Here is a 19,786-nt window from a genome sequence, read left to right on the forward strand (position 1 = left end):
TGGGTTGCGCGGTCGGCTCGACTACACCGAGCGAAACCTGATCGAAAAGTGGTTTCACACGCTCAAACAGCGGATCGACCGCTTCCATACGTCGTGGGTGGGCAGTCGGCCCAGCGTCCAGCAGTGGATTGAACAGTTTGTACATTACTATAACCATCAGAGACCGCACCAATCGCTTGACAACCGAACACCTGTCGAAGAGGAGCTAAACTAGACAGTGCCGCCCGTTTCAAGATGCGTGATTGGTTTGATAACTGAAGTAGAACGTACGACGGCAGCGAGGTTGATTTCCTATAATCGGTGTTTTTGGGTGGTTTACTACCGCTGGGCAGTATAAGCAGAAGTGGATGTCTCCCAGAACTCTCAATTCGAGCTATGCGCAATTTGTGGTGATTGATTCGTGAGGGCTCCTCGATCAACGATTCTGAATCGCTGATTCGTGTTATGAGCAGTTCAGAGGAGTCAGCGCTGTCTCTTCACCCTTCTAAATCGAATAGGAGAGCACATCCGAAAAACACCAGAATTGCAAGTGAAATAGTTGTCAAATAGACTGCTGAACTCGGACGGGAGAAAATGGGAAGTGAAACTTCCACCAATTATGTGGCCGACTGAAATGAACGTCGGGCTATAGTTCCACTTAAGGGTTCACCGAGCATATTGGTTGTTGCATGCCAGAAGAAGTTTTGTTCAAGTCCGAGAGCGATCAGACAAGGGAAGAAATCGCTGCACTGCTGCGAAGAGTCGCGGACAATCTCGAAAATAAAGACGCGATTACGCTGAAAGCAGGGAATGAGTCCGTGACGCTGGATCCGCCCGCTCGCCCAACCTTCGAGGTCAAAGCAGAACGTGAGGGACCGGCGAATAGCCCTGGTGAATTGAGTATCGAATTTGAACTCGAATGGGACGAAGACGGTGGCGGTGACGGTAGCGGTGGGGGCGGTCCGTTAGAGATTGAGTGAGGCACAGACGCCAATTGCCTCTACGCTTGAGTACAACAATCCGGTCGAATCGGTTCATTCGATTTATGAACCAGTAGTTGAACTGATATTCAACCTGATCTTCCGTGATTTATTTTCCATATTTTGTCATTTTCTAACCGTCTCCACCGAGGAGTACGGACTGTGCGACCGAATCCAGCGGTCGCTTGCTGATTAAGCGGTTTTTCGAGTTCAGCCATCAACGCTTCACTTACGTGGGTCGCTGTGAGAAGTCCAATGAGCCTCCATCTTCGAAGCCACGCGGTAGTACGTGGGCTTCCCCTCGGAACTGATCGCACGTGTGGTTGACGATTGTCTCCGCTGTGGTCGGGGTCGATGTACTATTTATCGTTGAGTCGATTGTCGCGTGCATTGGTTGACTCGACCAGCGGGGGGAATCCAGATGGGAGAAATCAAAAACCATCACCTTGCCCTACGTTTTACAACACAATGAGTACTGAGTCTATTATCGGATATCGAATATAGAGAGATACTTTTAAACAATACTCCCAATGGTATGAGCAAGTGAATGGTTGATATCAGCACGATCGGTCGGTTGACAGCTGGACTGATTCTCCTACTCGGCAATGGATATTTTGTCACAATCGAATTCGCGATGACCCGTGTTCGCCAGTTCACACAAGAGGAATTCCAAGGATCACGTGGTCTTGAACGCGCCTGGGAGATGACCGAACGACTAGAAATCTTCCTCTCAGGATGCCAGCTCGGAATTACTATCTGCAGTGTTGGTCTTGGTGTCGTCGCTGAACCTGCGCTTGCCGCAGTGGTCAATCCACTCATTACTGCGCTTGGAATCGGAGGGTTCCTCGGCTCAGGAGGAGGTGGACACACTGCACTGGCAGCAATCACTTCCCTTGCGATCATCAACCTTCTTCATCTCACAGTGGGTGAACAAGCACCGACGTACCTCGGGATTGAGCGATCCAAACAGGTTGCAAAATACGGTGCACCCATTCTCTACTGGTGGACACGTATCTTCTCGCCAATCATTCGGCTTGCTGATTGGACAGCAAAAGCACTGCTTTCGCTCTTTGGAGTCGAAATGACCCGATCCTGGGCTGAAGAAGAGATTGAGGAGGGGGCAGACACGCGTCAGGGGTTGATTAATCAGATGGGATCAACCATGGCGAATATGGATATTCCTGCTGATCGACGGGAAGAAATCATCAACGCAGTTGCAATCGATCATATTCATGCATCTGATCTCATGATCGATCGAGATGCAATCATCACTGTCTCAACGGAGGAGTCATTTGAGAGGAATCTTGAAACAATCCGCTCACATCCACATACGCGCTTTCCTCTCATTGGAGAGAGCATGGACGACATTATCGGGACTATCTATCTTCATGCTGTTGTTCAGTCACAGCAGGCACTCGAACAGGAGGAGTCAAACCTTGCTGACATAGCGTCCCCTGCATTGACTGTTGCACCGGATATTCCGATCAGCGACCTAATCGACACGTTCCAAGAAGCAGATCAAGAGATTGCACTTGTAATAGATAATGGTCGAACAGTGGGAGCCATAACTGCAACTGACGCGTTTGAAGCGATTGCTGGCGAACTCGAAGATCCCCTCAACGGGTCGCAGTAATCTTTGGACTAATTATAGTCTCCGTCAAATATCATCTAAAATATGTACTCTCTCCAATGGCGAGTAGAGACTATCATAGCGAGGGCTGCACTGAGTACGGCAGAGAAAGCTATCTCAATCGAAAGGTGACTCAAAACGGGAAAGCGGAGCAAGACTTGTTGTAGAAACAGTCAAAAAAGTCAATGAGATGTGATTAATCCACGACAATGTCTACTACGATGAAGAACAGGAGATTGATAATAGTATGTCTGTAAACTATCTCTGAATGAATCTCGGCGATTTACACGCTGACTTACAGTATTCTGACTATTATCAGTTCTTGTTCATTTCACTGACTGTCGGATTGGGAAGTATTCTACGAGTTCATACGGTCGGCTTTGACAGCTTCTGGTTGGATGAGGCGATTACAATGTACTTCATCCACACCATGACGTTCCCGGAACTTGTTACTGAACTCCCAAAAGCTCAACCCCACCTTCCGCTGTACTATATTCTGTTGAAAGCATGGATTTCCATTAGCGGAACCGAAGAGGGAACGGTGCGGATGTTGTCCGCAGCGTTCAGTATCGCTTCGATTCCTGTTCTCTATGCCCTTGGAAAACGGCTATATGGGTTTCAAGTGGCTGCAATTGCGGCACTAATGCTGACAGTGAGTCCTTTTCAGATATATTTTGCGCAGGAAGCGCGAATGTATTCGCTTCTCGCTTTTCTCACCGTCGCATCGTATTACTGCTTACTTCGCTATTTGACCTCGAAGCAAACCAAGGAGATGGCTCTCTTCATCATTTCGGCTATCCTTCTCGCATATACCCACGTGTTTGGATTCTTCGTTATCACATCTCAACTTCTCTATCTCTTTTGGGGAGAGTGGATAGGTACCGAGAACTGGCGGTCTTGTATTCGAGAAGCAGGAAGAATAGCCATCCCGGTAGGTATAGGAGCAGCACCGGCGGTCGGGATGATTGCAGCGAAAGTGTTCATCCCGCATTCCTATGGGAGCGGAAGCCAAGTACAGCACATTCCTGCGCCACCAAATTGGCATGATATCATCTCTGCATACACCCATTTCACGGTTCGATATCCGCATCCACCGATGAGTATCGCCGTTCAGGTTGGGCTACTCATCGGCATCGGAGGTACGTTGTTCGTCCCCTCTCACTTTCTCTCCCGGAAAAAATCAGTATTCCTTTGGAGTTGGTTGTTAATCCCCACCAGTTTGGCAGTCGTCCTCTCGTATCTGATCCAACCAATATTCTTCCCCAAATATTTGATTGGCTGCTCCGTTGCACTGTATCTTCTCTTTGCGCGTGGTGCTGCGTTCATCCCGCGTCCCAATGTCCGAACAGTACTATTCGCAATCATCCTGCTCAACGCCGTCGCCCTAAATAGCTTTCAATTTACAGAACACCAGAAACGGGAATTTGAATCCGCTGCCAAGTTCGTCGATCAAGGCTATTCGCCCGATGACCTGATCATCGTCGATAAACGAAAGTCGTCGTCGCCATTCGGATATTACTTCGATCGAGCCGGGATGCCGACAGCTGGTGATATTACAGGACCACTTCGCCCAGAGATTCGAAAACAAGTCAGGAATGTCGACACAGTATGGGTCGTCTTTTCGTCCTCGAAACAACCACATCGACGAAAGGTTCTCCGTGTAGTACGTCGGACGCATAATCGTGCAGCCATCAAACACTTTGCCGGTATTACAGCATATCGCTTTGTCGAAGACCCGAAACACCCGGTACGATAGAAGACCCAGTTTTGAGTCAGACAGACACCTTCAAACTGCGAATTACTAGACGCCGTTATCACGCTATCTTTTTGAAGCAAATATCTTCTGGCAATCTGGGGATGCAGTTGCCTGGGTTAGATAATAGAATCCGATGAAGATAAATCCCTGTCCGAGAAATAAGAAGAAGAGCAATTCGATCGGAACACGGTACTCTCCAAGCAACCGGACTACTGCAAGACTAACAAATATACTCCCGATGACTACCCACGACAGCATTTTTAGGATTTGGTCGGAGAACAGGAATTCAATGAGACGCATACCTGTTCGGTCGAATGGATCTTGCCACTCCCCCTGATTGGTCATCCTTGGCTTGTTAAATGCCACCACAGGATATCAATCCCGACGATTATTATCTTAAAACCGACATCGTTTACTCAACTAAGAATATCCAGTATAGGTAAGAGTCAACGGCGGTTTTTCCACCACAACTTCACTACTCCCCAGATTAACACAGCAAAGAGGCCACCGAACACCGCAATGATCTCCTGATGAGTCACCATTTAATCGACGAATTCAGATTCTCCGTCATCGACGATAAGTGATCGGATTTCATTGTATCGCCTGATGGCGATACTAAATCATTCCTTGTCTATTATTCGGCATTTGTAGTAACGATTGTCCAGCGCAAATTTATCAGCTTTCTGTGATGAAGGGCCTGTTGTGGGGGATTAGAAGGCAAATACTTACTAATTGCTATCTCTCATTTTGTGCTGTGATTCCGTCTTGATAAGTACCGAATTCGGGCAAAATAGCGAATTACTCAACCTTGTTGACGGATTTAATCTCGCCATTGAAACGGCGACTGGATGGCCAGGCATTGGACTTGTATTCATCTACTCTTTCTTAATTGCCTTTGTATTACCGGGACCAAGTGAAGTAGTATTAGCTGTACCTCTGGAGCTGGGGCTCCCATCCTGGGCACAACTCGCACTTATCATGCTCTGCAGTGCTTTTGGTAAAGCTCTTGGTAGCTTATTAGCGTTCCATATCGGTCAAGAGGCGAAAAGGGCTGGACCAATCATTCGCTGGTTACGCCGTTCTCGTTTTGATGTCATAAAGTGGTCTGAAAATCGGTCTGTCCAACTGGCCCAAACCTATGGGTATGGAGGGTTGGCAGGTGCCTTATGTATCCCATTTTTTCCGGATACGATCTCGATCTATGCCTTCGCAGTTCTTGAAGACGATTATTTTAAATTCGCTCTTGCCACATTTCTCGGCAGTCTTGGCCGACTCGTGGTAACTGTTCTCTTTGTCGGGGGCGCCTTCACTTTACTTTAATATATAACTAGATTACGTCAGGAATTGTCTGCTAACAGTAGCCTAACAAGACGGCACAGAAACGCCACAGGTCGGACGAGATTGACACCAATCCCGTTTTTCACGCCTATGATCGGGAACAATGGCTGAAAACAGTTGTCTACCTATGATTAGTGCTTGTACCGGTTCTCATAGAATTTATACAGATTCGTATCGAGTGAGGTCACAGAGTCCTCCCTAGTTGTAGAACGCTCTGTATCGTGATGTATGATCGCATAGAAGAGCAATCCAAGCCCAAGTGGTAGCAACATTCCTTCACATGACTGGTAATCAAGAGTTTGTTGCCAATCAAATTGTAATCACCCTTTCGCTAACCGTGTTCTGATAGACACGTTTGTATACGTTCACTAGAAACAATTCTCTGCTCAGTCGGTAGCACTCGGCATTTCCCACCAGTGGTTCTTCACTCGAGATCAGGTGTGTCCACGTCTGCTTAGTGCAACATGAGGCAGTGGATCGCCACCACAGACACACTCATCTCATTCCTTTTCGACTCCGGTGGAATCATAGAGATCATCAATCCCTTCCACCACGAATAGGTTCCGTATCCACGAGTAGTGGTTGTCGTGTAAATCCGGGACGGCAATATCCTGATGAATCGAAACCCTGCCGGTGCGATAATAGATCCAGCCAACCACAGCGACGGATCCGAGAAGCAACGCAGCGAACGAGAGCAGATCAAGGGGGGTGACGTTGCCGATGAAAGTGACAGACGTCGTTGCGGTGGTCTCGATGAGTTTGTTCGTTGGGAGCTCGTGTGAGGCAAAAAGAGATGTTTCGGCCATATCCCATGCAGTATGCAAACCAATCGGGAGCGCAATCGAATCCGTCAGTGCATAGCTGAGTCCAAAGAGAAGCCCGAATACCACGGCAAAGATAAGAAAGTTGACTGACCGACCCCAGTGCCAGAAGCCAAAACAGATCGATGATATACCGATTGCAATCCAAACTGCCATCGACCGGTCAACACCATCAAACCAGAGCAACCCCTCCGCGACATTTGTCATTAGGTAGCCACGAAACAGGACTTCTTCTCGGACACCAATACAGAGATAGAAGACGAAAGTCATGATGAACCACGGGATCAGTTCGAGACTTACTTCGCCTGTCAGCCATCCGGTGATCGTAAGCCAACCGGCAGCAAGCCCGATGAGCAGCATAGCACCTTGCAGAGCGATACCAAGCAGAAATCCAACGCTGAACTCACCGACCCATTCACGGGTGATTTGTAGCCCCATATCAGAGGGATAGCGCCGGTCGAGAAACCAGGCAGCAACAATAAAGCCAAGAACCCACGACGCAGAGCCGATGAACTGGCCACTCACCGCCGAGACCATCCGCACGATAAGAATGTCGTCAAGACCAACCGATGGAAGATAGCCTAGGAGAGTAGTTCCGAGACCGAACACGACCTGTCCGATCACAATTGCAAACATGACGATTATCAATGAGAACAGGAGCCGAAGTGGGGTGCATGGTCGATCGGTGCGCTCGATCCAGCTGAGTTGGAAAACGTTCATCAGCGTGTGCAGGTAGTCCGTTCGGGTCATCAATACGTGAAGGGACTATTGCTGCGGATTCCATTTAAATTAGATGCGTCAACACTTCATGAGTATGTTTTCTGGGAGGGAGTCACACACCGATTAGAATAATACCTTAGTGTTAGTGAGAATTAAAACAAAAGCCGACACATGGGGTAATTATTAACTAGTCACAGCATAAGATAATATCAAATGGAAACGTTCCCAATCGCCGGCCAGATCATCAACACAAAGCTCATCTTTGGTCTGACCGCCCGCGACATTGGCGAAGCACTCGTCCTTCCGTTTCTCGGCCTCGGCATCGCGCAGAGTCTCGGCGCCTCTGGCGATCTCTTTCTCATGGCGACCGGCCTTGCGCTCGCGCTCGGTGTGGTGATTCTCCTCATCACGCCTGCCGCACAACGGCCGCTGAGCTACGCGCGAGCCTGTGTCCACTACTACCTCGGCACCACGACCTACCGTAATCGCCGGACGCGACCCGCCACAGAAATGACGAAAACTCAAGATGTGGTTGGTGTCCGCCACGCTGGCCTCGACATCGAGACGATCGAAGCGGAAGACGACCACGACTCCCATCAGTAAACGACCATGGATTCACCACCGCCTGCCACTGAACCCTCGACAGCCAGTACTGGACAGTCTACCAGTCGAGACGAAGCCGAAACCGAGACGGATGAATCTGATTCCACGTCAGCACCAAATGAATCATCCGCTGATGGCCCCACAGTACGGACAGCGCTCGGGATAACCGATCACGCATCCAAAACCGATGCGGAACGGCCCGAATCAGATTTGGACGTCCTCCGAGCGATGGATGCCGCCCTCGCAGACATCGACACGGATCTTCCGACAGCTCGTGACGAAGCGCGAGCTCGTGATCAGTTCCACCTCGAGGACAAACTCAACAAGAAAACGACAACGCAAGCCCAGCTTGGCTTTGACTACGTTCGTGATGACGGCGTTGCAGTCGACGGTGACGACTATATCGGACTCGTGAAAGTCAAGCCCCGGAACTGGCTGACACTCAATTATGACCAGCGCCGGCAGGTCATGAGCGACTACATTTCGTTTCTCATGGCGCTCGACTGGTCGATCGCTATTCCCTGTTATCCCCGGGAGTTCAACCTTGGTGAGCACTACAACAAGTTCATTCGCGGTGGCACCAGCGTTGCTGCACGCGGCCAGTCCCCGATCCTCCAGTATGGACGCCGATATTACATTCAGTGGGCCCAGGACAACATTGACGGCTCTGGGATCAAGACTCGAGACTACTACATCGTCATCCGCGTCAATGCAGCACAGGTCACAACAAACCTGGATACCGGAAGCGTCCTCAACCAACTCAGCACACTCCCGCTCATCGGCTCTGCTGGCGCAAACATTCTCAAACGGCTTCCGTGGGTCAAGAATCACGAGAACGCAGAAACCGAGCTGTGCATCCGGGAAGTGCACAATCGCCAGCGCCGCGTCATCGATAAACTCGGGCGAACAGACGTCGCGACTGAATTAGTCAGCACTCGCCAGGAGACGATGGAAATCCTGTATCACTACTACAATCACGTGAAACCGGAGTTCGACCGCTTTGATCACGCGACATTCTCCAAGGGGGAGATCTAACAATGGGCTCTCGTCTTCGGTCACTCATTCCAGGTCTGAAGAGTGAGCCGGGACTGGATGAGATCGATGATGAAATCTTCGACCGGGCGACCGCCATCCTCGAAGCGAATGGGGACGAACTCTCGAAGGAAAATATCCAGGCCCAAGCGAAACATCTCCTCAAACTCGAAAATGCCGAGGACGGTGAGATTCGTCTTGGCGTTCTCCAAGATGAGACGGAACGCTCGCTTGCCGATCGAGATATCATCGCCCCACACGAGATCTCCGAGGAATCAGGGCTCTTAGAGTCAGGGTACATGGTGCGTGGTGGTCAGTACGTGCACACCATGACGATCCACGGCTATCCAGAGCGTGTTCCGCTCGGCTGGCTTGACGACCTCTATACAACGCACGACAACATCCGAGTTACACAGCACATCCGGCCGCGTGATTCCCACGAGATCCTGCGGAAACTCCGCAATCGCCTCACACAGCTCCGTGCTCGTCTCTATCGGAAGGACGAGAAAAATCAGAGTGACACCCACGAACTCGAATCCGATCATGAGGCTGTCTCTGATCTCATTTGGGATATCATTCGTGGCGAGACGAAGCTGTTCACGTTTGCCATCTATTTCGAGATCATCGCCGACTCGAAGCAGGAACTGAATGAGGCAACCGAGCGTGCTTTGGAAATCATCGCCAAGGCGAATACAGAAGCGGTTCCCTTGGAGAAGCGCCAAGTCGAGTCCCAGGACGCGCTTGCGCCGCTCGGGAATGACCCGATCAAAGCCACGCAACTCATGCAGGAGACAGCTGTCGGCACGATGTTCCCATTCATCGAGCCAGCGTTGGCCGATGACGAGGGTGTCTATTACGGGTTCGACGGGACGCATACCCCCGTTCTCCTCGATCGTTACCGATTCTCCTCGTATTCGAAGGTGATTGCTGGTGAGATGGGCTCGGGGAAGACGTTCGCTGAGAAGTATGAGATGTTCCATCGGATGATGATGGATCCCGAAATAGAACTTCTCGTCCTGGATCCACTCGCGGATTTCGTCGACTTTGCAGAGGATCTCGGTGGACAGGTGATCCGCTTTGGTGGCGAGAACACGATCAACCCACTCGAGATTCGTCGTGGGATCGACGACGTCGTCGAAGATCCGTTCCTCAAGAAGTACCGATCGGTCATGGAGTTGTTCCGGCTGCATTTTGCTGCGGGTGATGGCCAAGCCCTTTCAAATGAGCAAGAGGGGATTCTTCGGCGTGCCGTCTTGCTCTCCTATTACCAGTACGGAATCACCGAGGATCCAGCCACGCACGAAAACACGAGTCCAATAATCGGGGATATCATCGATATCCTCGAACACATCACCGATGGCGATGATCCCACTGAGTTTCTCGACTATCATTCTGATGCCGATAAACGACGAGTTGCTCCGAAAGTGCAGGATATCGCCGATCGATTCCGAGAGACGGACGAACGACTCGCCTACCAGTTGTTGCTCGGACTCGAGGCCTTCCAAGAAGGTGGCGAAAATGCGAATCTGAACGGACGGACGAACGTCGAACTCGACAATCGGCTCGTGACCATCGATATGTCGATGTTCTCCGATACGGGACAAGCCCCGCTGTTTATGCACGTGATGTTCGACTGGATCTACCAGCGAGCACAGAGCAGCGATCGCCGGACGCAGGTGACGATTGACGAAGCTCACTATCTCTTGCGCCGAGCAGCCACGACGGATCTAATCGACTTGTTCATCCGGCATAGTCGTCACTTCAACACCGGCCTGACGCTGATTTCCCAGACGGTGGATGAGTTCCTCGTCGAATCCACCGAACAGTCCGCGGATGCACTCGAGAAAGCTCGTGAGATCTACAACCTCTGTAACATCAAGCAGATTTTCCGGCACGAATCAGTGAGCGAGGAGATGATCGCTGCCCACGATCTTACCCACAACGAACAGCGATTCATCGCCTCTGCACAGACCGGTGAAGACGGAACGCACTCGGAGAGCCTATTGCTCGTTAATGACTGGAAAAAGCGCATTCAGCTGCACGTTGATGAGTTTGCCGTTCATGTCCTCGACGAAGATCTCGATCCGTGGGAATACTTGATCGAGCAGAATGCGCTCGACACGAGCGATGTATCCTATTTGCTTGCGGACGGACGCGCCGAGGAGTATGACATCCCACCGTCGATTCTAGAAAAAGCTCGCGAATCCACACCGACCACCAGCTAACGCGCAAAATTACAGGAACCAATTCACCACCCATGACCAGCACACGTCGCTACATTCGAATTGAACCAGCCCACGAACGTGTCACACCCTCCGATATCATCTCTCGGCTTGCCGGCCTGCGTAAGCTGAAATCCGGCTGGAAGGTCAAATATGATCCACGGAAGAATGCCCCGACGTTCGAATTCCTCGCACTTACCCAAGGGAATCAAACGCCGGTGCGCTTCTATCTCGGTGCCACTGACGAATCGCTCTTGTCGACGGTCCGCTCGGAGTTGACTACTGCATATCCGGCGAGTTACAATCTTTCAGAGGAAGAACTCGTACTTCCCGACGAACTACTTGGGCCATCCACCAGGGAACCCGATACGGATACCGACGAAGATACTGTCGAGTCCCAGCCGATCAATGATGCGCGATCGGAACTAGTGAACCGGTCGCCAATCGCGGCTCGGTGGCAGGGCGTGGCAACGCGCACTGACGACTGGATGACGCCGCTCACACAGTATTCACAGCTCCACGCGACACAGAGTGGCGACAGTGCATCGGTGAAAGCCCCGCTCGCAACAGCCGTCGAGCGGCTTGCGAACGCGAGTGCCCCCACCGTGTTGCAAGTGCTCTTCACTCGGTATGCGGACTGGGAGAAAGCGGCCAACACTCGCAAAGAGAATATTCAGACGAAACGTGATGGGTTCGTCCAGACCACGAAGACCAATTTCAGAGATATGCTTCGGGGCTATGACGAAGAAGAGATTCGCGATCGACGGCGTGGCCGAGACGCACCGCAGATCGGGGAGAATATCCAACAGTCACCAAACGCCACAAGTGGAGGAGCTGCCTCCCGGCAGGCACTCATCGACCAGAAAAACCCGTCCCAGACGTTTCTAGTAAACATACGCGCAGCAGGGGTTCCACCCTCTGACGCTACCGAGACGACTATTGGAACGGTGCAGAGTGGCGTCGACGCACTTGCGAACGCGTTCAATCATCTCGATGGAGCGTACTATGAACTGGACGGGAAGCGTCTTACGAAAGGGCTGACCAATATTCGCGATCCGGCCAAGAAAGAGCTCAAACGACTGCTCGATCGGTCGCTCAAGATTTCACGCCAAGGACGGACGCGCCCACAGCTCATTTTGAATGCAGACGAACTTGCTAATTTCGTGGCTGTACCGAGTGCCCATGCATTGACCACAGAAGGGGCCCGTGGTACTCGTGGCAAAGAGCGGCTTCGACAGCCGTTGTCTCTCCCAGCACCGGAGATGTTAGACCGATTATCAGCACCCGGGATGGCGATTGGTTTGCCGCTCAAAGATCGAGACCAACCCCTTGATGACGCTGTTTATGCCCACATATCGACACTCGTTACACACTACATTCGCGCTGCCTCGACTGGCTCGGGCAAGTCCAAAAGCGTCCAGAATGACATGCTCACACTGAGTGAGCACGTCGGCGGTCCAACAGTGTTGCTCGAATCGAAAGGCGATGCAATGGTTGAAAACTACCTCAAAGCCCATTACGCGAAATTCGGGACGCTGGATAACGTCTATCACTTTGATGCGCCGGAGATGCTCCCAGCCTTCTCGTTTTTCGATATTCGTCCCAAGCTTGCGATGGGGCGCCGCCGCGAAGACGCGATTCAGGATACCGTCGAGCACTTCCACGAAGTCATGCGGCTGATTCTCGGGAAAGAAACGCACGATCGCGCGTTCGTTGCGAACGAGATCCTGACATTCTTGATCAAAGCGCTGTTCGATAAAGAGTATGGCCAGGATGCGTTCAGCCTTGATACGCTCATTGAGGCCGTGTATCAGATGCGCCATGAACGCATTATTCCGGAAATTTGTGCAGAGAATGCCCACATCGAGCGGGCGTTACTCCAACAATGTGAGTTGGACGAGGCGCAATTCCAGCAGTCAATGGGTGGGGCTGCGAATCGACTGAACAAACTGGTCGAACTTGAGCACCTCTACCAGATCTTCAATCACGTCCCTGAGTGGGACGACGAAGCCAACGAATACACCGAGAATGTCTTCGACTTTCGGCATTTTCTCGATGAAGATGCAGTGATTTTGTTCGACATCGGTGAATTGCGTAGCGACTCGCGCAACGCACTGACGATGGTTCTGCTGAGCAACCTTTGGGATGCTGCGCAGGGATGGTCCGATGAAAGCAGGACAGGCGAGGACGAACCAATGGCCGCTGATGAGAAGATTGCGAACGTCATCATTGAAGAAGCGGCAGCGGTTGCGACCTCCGAACTCGTTTATGAGGAGTTTTTGCCCCAAGGCAGGGGCTTCGGTGTGAGCCTTGGCCTAATCATGCAGTACCCCGATCAAGTGAATGATCATACGATATCCAATCGACCGTACAAAGAGATCTTGAACAACGTGAAGACGAAAATCATCGGGAACATCGAGGTTGACGATGAGCTCGCGAAATCAATGGCCCATGAGAATTTATCCAAACAAGATCTCAGCAAGCGGATACAACGGTTGCCGTCTGGCGAGTGGGTCGTGCAACTTCCGAGTCCCGGTTTTGGCAAAACAGATCCGACGACATTCTCACTCGCACCATTACCCATTCCAGAGGGACATCCGGAAAGTGATGAGCCGCTCGCCGGTGACGCACGCCACCTCTTTGAAGAGATGGCCCGTCCACAGGTCAGACGACGAACTCAAAACGAATGCAGTATCCTCAATCGCCCGAGCAAGATCGGGCATGACGATGCACGGGACACGCTTGAAGAGATGGGTGAGGAGAGCACCGCAGAGACAGACGGGTCTCAAGAGCACACAGCCGACGCTGAAGCTGCCGACGGGGGCACTCCAGCCGAGACACCTTTCTTCGGTGGAGAGGGTGTGAGTGACGCCACAGGCACAGCTGCAGACGGTGAGGTCGAATCGGGCACAGAAGACACACCAGCGAGCGACCGGCCGAGTGACGAACAGGATTTCGGACGCGCTTCCATGTTCGGTGCTCCGACGACGGAGCAGTCACCACCTGACGACACACCGAACTCCACATCGTCCGAGCAGACAGAAACGGGTACCCAGAACGGATCTAGTAGCGAAGGAGAGGCAGGAACCACAGACGCAGGCGAAGAGCCGAGGGACACGGACGATAAAGCTGAACGATCAAGTGACGCTGCGCTCTCCGAACACGTTTACTACGATACAGATGCCGACGGCTACGTTTGTGATCTCTGTGGCACCGAATATGCCGATGCTGAGAAGCGACGAGCAAGCGCCTGCTGTCAGTTTGCGTCGAAAGACGAGGTTTTCGTTGCCGCTCGGCGGGCGCACAAAACGACTGACTCCACGAGTGACCTCCTTGATCGACTCCGGAAAATCGCTGCCCATGCCGAAGACTACGGCATCGAAATCTCCCTCCCAGACTTTACATCGCTCGATGTATCTGCTGCTGCACCGCCCACGGATGGTAACGAAGACGAGTCAGAAGACATCCTCGAAACGGAACACCCCCACTCGTCCGATGACGGCACAGCGACGCGCTTCAGTGACGCAACGACACAAGTGCCAGATGCAACGCTTCGGGCAGAGGGAGTAATGCGTGATGAGGCAGCGTTTCTTGAGCTCGTACTGGATGCAATGAACTACCAACTCGACGAGTATTCGCTCCAAGAGAGCATGACTGTGCTCGAAGAACCATTTGCTGATCTCGATGTCGAGGCACTCATACAGAAAGGATTTCTCGAGGAACACCGCTCCTTCCGCCAGAAGTACTACACCGTATTGCCAGCTGGCCGGCAGTTTCTGGATCGGTCACTAGAGGCCGGTCCAGGTGTCGGCGATCTCGGTGAGAAAACGCCGCACAAGGCTGGAGTTGTCTTTCTCGAGGCTTGGCTCACCCAACAAGAAGACGTCGCCCGGACGGAGGTCTACTATCAACACCGGGAGGATACAGTCTTCGACGTCGCTGGCTTCGACACTGCAGACGACCTCATCTGGGTCGGTGAAGTGGAAACTCCGAGCAATAATTTCGAGGCATTGGTTGCGGACTACGAGAAGTTGGCGAGCGTCGACGCCGCTGCCGTGTGGGCCGGTGAAGATAAGGCATTCATCCTGGATGCAATCGAGACACTCACCGACGCCGGGAAAGTCGAGTTCTCGCTGAGTTCAACCCAACGACGGACGATCAGCTCGCTTCGTGCAGCGATCGGTGGGTACGACGATCCAGGGATGACGGCACTTCACACGTTCCGAAGTCTCGAAGCGGAGGTCTTCGACTAACAATGCCCCCACCATGGCGACCCGCGACACGTGAGGATCTTCACACCTACTACACAGAGACGTTTCCCGAGTACGTCGACGCGCTACCGTCATTCGTGACCGTCGATGGACCGAAGCAGTACGCCATCGCGTTCCGCGAGCCATACCCGATCCGGAAGCAGCACGCTCCCGAACGGTCGTTCATCCGCCGTGATACATGGCAGACCAATGGATCCAGCGACCGCATAGACCGACAATTCGATTCGCAGGATCATCTCGTCGAGTTCATCCAGTATCCCGCACGATACGACCCCGCTCAAGGGAGTGGCTATGCACTCGCCGATCCGGATCTCCTCGAACGCCCAGAGCCACGCCCCGACGCGGTTTACTACGCACTCGATCACTGGGAGCGGCCGTGGGTGCTCGCAGTTGATATCGACGCAAAAGACATCGCAGCACAGCGCGCTTCCCGTGAAAGCACCGCTGGTGAGACCGACGACGATGTCGAGACTGAAAAGCTGCGAGCAGCGGGTATTCTTGATAGTGCACCCGAAGGCTACCCGTACGCGTTCGCGGATATCGAGGACGCCCTGGAATACGGATTTATCGTTCAGGAAATTTTCGAGGAGGACTTCGCGGCCACAGAGACGTTGGTGGTCTACTCGGGGCAAGGCTGTCATATCTACCTGCTCGATACCGACCACAAGCACCGCTATGACGAGCAAAGTCGGGAAGTGATCAACGACTTATTGCTTGAAGAGTATGAGATCCCCATCGATCCCGTTGTCACGGCCGACCGCCGCAGGGTGATGCGCCTGCCCTACTCACTACACGCCGATGTCTCCCGTATCGTCCAACCGATCGAGAGCCCCGATTTCGACTTTCTAACCGAGGCCGTTCCCAGTTTTCTCGAACCATGAGCCGGAAGACTCCACTGAACGACGAGTACATGGCATATCGAGTGGCAGCACTCCCGCGCGATGAAGGCCAGGTCCAGCTCACACAGTTGTTCGAACGTGGGTATCAGCGGTGGACAGTCAATGATACGCAAGAAACTGAGAAACTGCTTGCGGATATTGAGCGGTTCACGTGTGATGCATTTGCGCCAAGTACACGCCGGGAGGCTGCAGAGCGACCCTATGTTGATGATCCAGGAATGCTCGCCGTCCTTGCAACCCTCGGTGCGGTCTGTATCATGGCTCACTCGAAACTCGAAGAGACACCCCCGCGTCATCTCGCACTGCTTGATGATTTACGGGAACTCTATGTGAACAATATCGCCTCGCTCATTCGTGAGTATGATGATTTCACCCTTCACCAAGAGATCGCCGAAATTCTCTATGCGAAAGAACCGGGTGAAGACGGCCCCCACTCTGGACGTGTCTGTACAGACATTACGACACGTCCAGAATTCAGCGGAGGCTACTATCTTGAGATTCCACTGGTCGCTGCCTCACGGAAATGCTTGGCACGGACGGATCGTGACGGCGACCAGCAAGGCGAGATTCAAGCACACGTCGCCAACAACCATCTGTACGTCCCTGTCTCGGATTTCATGCAGAAGTATCGGTCGTATGCTGAGGACGCGTTCTCACGGTTGCTCACGGCACAGGAAGAGGCGCTCACGCCTGAGCAACGCAGCTGGCTCACTGCGAACGAGTCGGCGATTACCGAACGGATCGACCGATTTTTCGCTGCTGGGCAAACGCACCGGATCTGGCGGAACTGGAGCCGCCAGACACAGCGACTCCGAACGATCATCAACGCTGTCCACGCGGCAGACAACGATGTCGCCCAGTTCGGCCAGACGCATACCGCACGCGAACTCTATACGGCTCTTGAGGCGTACGAGCCTGAGCGTCCATGGGAGCAACGTGTGTGCGCTTCTATTTCGACACCGCGCAGTCTCGGGACAATTCTCTCCACGAACCGAGATCATCCAAGCGTCACTGTCGAAAACGATCGTTTAAACCGATATACGCTTACTCAGTACAGCGATGGCGCACAACCGATCCATGCTGACGACCTCGAGGATCTCTTCGAACTCCCCTGTCTGGCGGCCATGGATGAGCGGCTGCAGGAGAAAAAACCCGTTCGGAAAGATCTCTACAATCTTGTGCGAGTGGCGTGGTGGCTGCCCCAGTACCGAGACGCGAGTGCGGGCGAATTCATCAATGATATGAAAGAGGTATTCGCCCGGTGGCCGTGGTACGATGACGACGTGACCGAGTACCAGATTCGGTACGAGCTTGAGAACGATATTGGTGGTGAGATCCCCCTTCCAATGAATTGTTCGAACAATGATATGCAGCGCTATTGCATCGGGTGTGATCAATGTCCATACTCGATCTATGGCAGTCTTCCATTTCCTGATGAGATGTATGATCTGCTTGAGGAGCGGTCTGAAACTTCACTCATCTAGGTCCCTGCCATCCGATTCAATCTCTTTCTCTATCAGATCACAGTACATTGATTGCTCTCGCTTTTCACTCCATCGAGACCTCGTTTTTGCAAACACGATTTAGCGGCTCTACCTCGATATGATAACGGTTTTAGCGGTTTTGACCCTGTATTTTTCACATAGCATCGGTGATAGGTTTCATATAGCATGTCGAACATGAATGGCCTTCAGACCAAATATGCTGATTTTGGCACGTAAAGTCTCTCAAACGCCACATTTATCATTTTGCGGTTCGGTTTCGATTTGCAAACGCGATTTTACGCCCTTAGAACAGCTTAATCCAGTTTGTATGACTTCTCCGCTAGTATCAAGCCTTTGCGTACCTCCAAAAACGTCCAAAGAAAGAGGGGGGTGCGAAGAACGAACGGGACTAGCGCAACCGGGGAAAAACAAGCGGAACAAGCAATCAGGTAAACCGTCGAATCATCAGAAATCTAGCAGAGATGTGCCGAGCAATCTGGACGCTGAAAACGGAGCGGCGTGCGATAGTGCAGAAGAACAATGAGCAGTCAAACGGCGGCTGGTGCTGACCTGATAGTAACTTCTGGATTCCCTCAATCGAGTTTTCAGAGTTTATATGATTTGAGAAGAGTGCGTGTATTGACTGTTGGTCGATCAACGGATGCTACGAGAGAGTGAATCGAGAGACTCCCATCTCGTGAGTAGCATGAAATCGTGATCGCTTATCACATTCTATCAGAACATACACCATGAGTAGAATGCAAATTGTACGTCCCGAGATGTGAAACGCTACGGCGTGAATAAGGATTGAGTGGCATGCGAAATGACCGGTCCTTCACCACCAAGAGTTAGTGTTCGGAGTACTGCCGTGATACACCCATGACGAATTGCAATCGCAACTGTAGAGGAAATAGTTCCTCAAAGTAAGAACTATATCCTGCCAGCTCGAACAATCAGTATGGCTAATTCACCCACCGACGGACCACCTCCCTTCGAGGACGCGTTCAGCGGCGACGACGTCGAACAACAAATCTATGGAACGATCCTCCAGATACGCGAGCCAGTAGCGGCGAGTGCAATCGCAAATCGGACTGACTGTGACCCAAAGACTGCCCGAAAATACCTCCAGTGGTTCGCAGATCTCGGAATCGTCACCCAACACGACGGGCATCCGACCACCTACGAGCGCAATGACGCCTATTTCGAGTGGCGACGCATCAATCAGCTCGCGGCACGTCATTCACTTGAGGAACTCCAGCAGCGCGTGCGTACGTTGACGACAACGATCAATAGTTACGAAGATGAGTATGCTGCCGCGACCCCGGCAGACGTTGATGCACTAGCCGTTGTCGAGACAACCGTTGATCAATCGATTGATGACGTGTACAATGATCTCGCCGATTGGATGACTGCTCGCGAAGAGAGAACACGCTATGAACGAGCACGCCAGCAACGTGCGGGTACCGCCGACCACGAACAAGTGTCTGGATAGCAATGGTACCGCCAACTGGCGATGGGAGCAGTCCTGCACCCATCGATCGACCAATCCTTGAGTTTCTACAGACGAGACTCAGCGCCACACAGCAAGTCGAACAGGCAGTCATCACTGACGTGAACGGCCATCTCGAACTTCGGGTTACATTCTCTCAGCCGTATTATCCGACGTGGGTAGATGAGGCGACGCTCGCTGTCCGGTGGTACACGAACGACGACTTCAAAATTCACTATCGAGAAGTACACGCCGATAGCGCCTGGGAGTGTCGCTGGGATCGCCATCGGAACCCGCACAATACTCGAGATCATTTCCATCCACCACCCACTGCTCCGACGCTTGGTGAGGATGCCGCATGGCCAACCGATCATCGTGATATCCTGACGCTCGTCCTTGACGAGATTGAACAGCGGATTACAACTCTGTGGGACGAATAGGCATTTGGACCGTCGTCAACGGACTAAGTCTGCAAATACGCTTGGCACTGGATGATACGGATACGCCTGAAAGCAAAGCCCCAGACCGTGGTTTCCATCGCAGGTTCAGACGCAATCGATGA

The 19,786-nt window shown here is 52.2% G+C and carries 13 protein-coding genes; 12 read left to right on the forward strand and 1 reads right to left on the reverse strand.

Going from position 1 to position 19,786, the window contains the following annotated elements:
* From LJF34_RS16150 to LJF34_RS16170, 5 genes are all read left to right on the forward strand, one after another.
* The coding region (locus LJF34_RS16150) for an integrase core domain-containing protein (RefSeq protein WP_231186336.1) at positions 1–214 on the forward strand (214 nt) is incomplete at its 5' end.
* Between the two features lie 454 nt (positions 215–668).
* Positions 669–959, forward strand: a complete 291-nt coding sequence (locus LJF34_RS16155; RefSeq protein ID WP_231186337.1) for an amphi-Trp domain-containing protein — start codon at positions 669–671, stop codon at positions 957–959.
* Positions 960–1,506: 547 nt separating this feature from the next.
* Complete coding sequence (locus LJF34_RS16160) at positions 1,507–2,592, forward strand: hemolysin family protein (RefSeq protein WP_231186338.1); 1,086 nt, start codon at positions 1,507–1,509, stop codon at positions 2,590–2,592.
* A gap of 265 nt (positions 2,593–2,857) precedes the next feature.
* Positions 2,858–4,345, forward strand: coding sequence for a glycosyltransferase family 39 protein (locus LJF34_RS16165; RefSeq protein WP_231186339.1), 1,488 nt, complete (start codon positions 2,858–2,860; stop codon positions 4,343–4,345).
* Positions 4,346–5,113: 768 nt separating this feature from the next.
* Positions 5,114–5,665: a VTT domain-containing protein gene (locus LJF34_RS16170; RefSeq protein ID WP_231186703.1), complete on the forward strand. Its 552-nt coding sequence runs from the start codon at positions 5,114–5,116 to the stop codon at positions 5,663–5,665.
* Positions 5,666–6,183: 518 nt separating this feature from the next.
* Here the strand turns inward: LJF34_RS16170 and LJF34_RS16175 are convergent.
* Entirely contained in the window at positions 6,184–7,254 is a 1,071-nt protein-coding gene (locus LJF34_RS16175) for a CPBP family intramembrane glutamic endopeptidase (protein ID WP_231186340.1), read from the reverse strand.
* 183 nt (positions 7,255–7,437) lie between these two features.
* On the opposite strand from LJF34_RS16175, the gene LJF34_RS16180 reads away from it, so the two are divergent.
* The 7 genes from LJF34_RS16180 (at position 7,438) to LJF34_RS16210 (ending at position 19,227) form a co-directional block, all read left to right on the forward strand.
* Positions 7,438–7,827 (forward strand): hypothetical protein, encoded by a 390-nt coding sequence (locus tag LJF34_RS16180; RefSeq protein WP_231186341.1) that lies wholly within the window; start codon positions 7,438–7,440, stop codon positions 7,825–7,827.
* A 228-nt stretch (positions 7,828–8,055) separates the two neighbouring features.
* Positions 8,056–8,862: a hypothetical protein gene (locus LJF34_RS16185; RefSeq protein ID WP_231186342.1), complete on the forward strand. Its 807-nt coding sequence runs from the start codon at positions 8,056–8,058 to the stop codon at positions 8,860–8,862.
* Between the two features lie 2 nt (positions 8,863–8,864).
* On the forward strand, positions 8,865–11,084 hold the full coding sequence (locus LJF34_RS16190; protein ID WP_231186343.1) for a hypothetical protein: 2,220 nt from the start codon (positions 8,865–8,867) through the stop codon (positions 11,082–11,084).
* A 32-nt stretch (positions 11,085–11,116) separates the two neighbouring features.
* Positions 11,117–15,334: a hypothetical protein gene (locus LJF34_RS16195; RefSeq protein ID WP_231186344.1), complete on the forward strand. Its 4,218-nt coding sequence runs from the start codon at positions 11,117–11,119 to the stop codon at positions 15,332–15,334.
* A 95-nt stretch (positions 15,335–15,429) separates the two neighbouring features.
* Complete coding sequence (locus LJF34_RS16200; RefSeq protein ID WP_231186345.1) at positions 15,430–16,233, forward strand: DNA primase; 804 nt, start codon at positions 15,430–15,432, stop codon at positions 16,231–16,233.
* On the forward strand, positions 16,230–17,735 hold the full coding sequence (locus tag LJF34_RS16205; RefSeq protein WP_231186346.1) for a primase-associated protein: 1,506 nt from the start codon (positions 16,230–16,232) through the stop codon (positions 17,733–17,735). Before LJF34_RS16200 ends, LJF34_RS16205 begins: the two co-directional genes overlap by 4 nt.
* A 958-nt stretch (positions 17,736–18,693) precedes the next feature.
* On the forward strand, positions 18,694–19,227 hold the full coding sequence (locus LJF34_RS16210) for a sugar-specific transcriptional regulator TrmB (protein ID WP_231186347.1): 534 nt from the start codon (positions 18,694–18,696) through the stop codon (positions 19,225–19,227).
* Positions 19,228–19,786: the final 559 nt, after the last annotated feature.

The organism is Haladaptatus sp. DYF46 (genome assembly GCF_021083305.1).
In the GTDB taxonomy this organism is placed as follows: domain Archaea; phylum Halobacteriota; class Halobacteria; order Halobacteriales; family Haladaptataceae; genus Haladaptatus.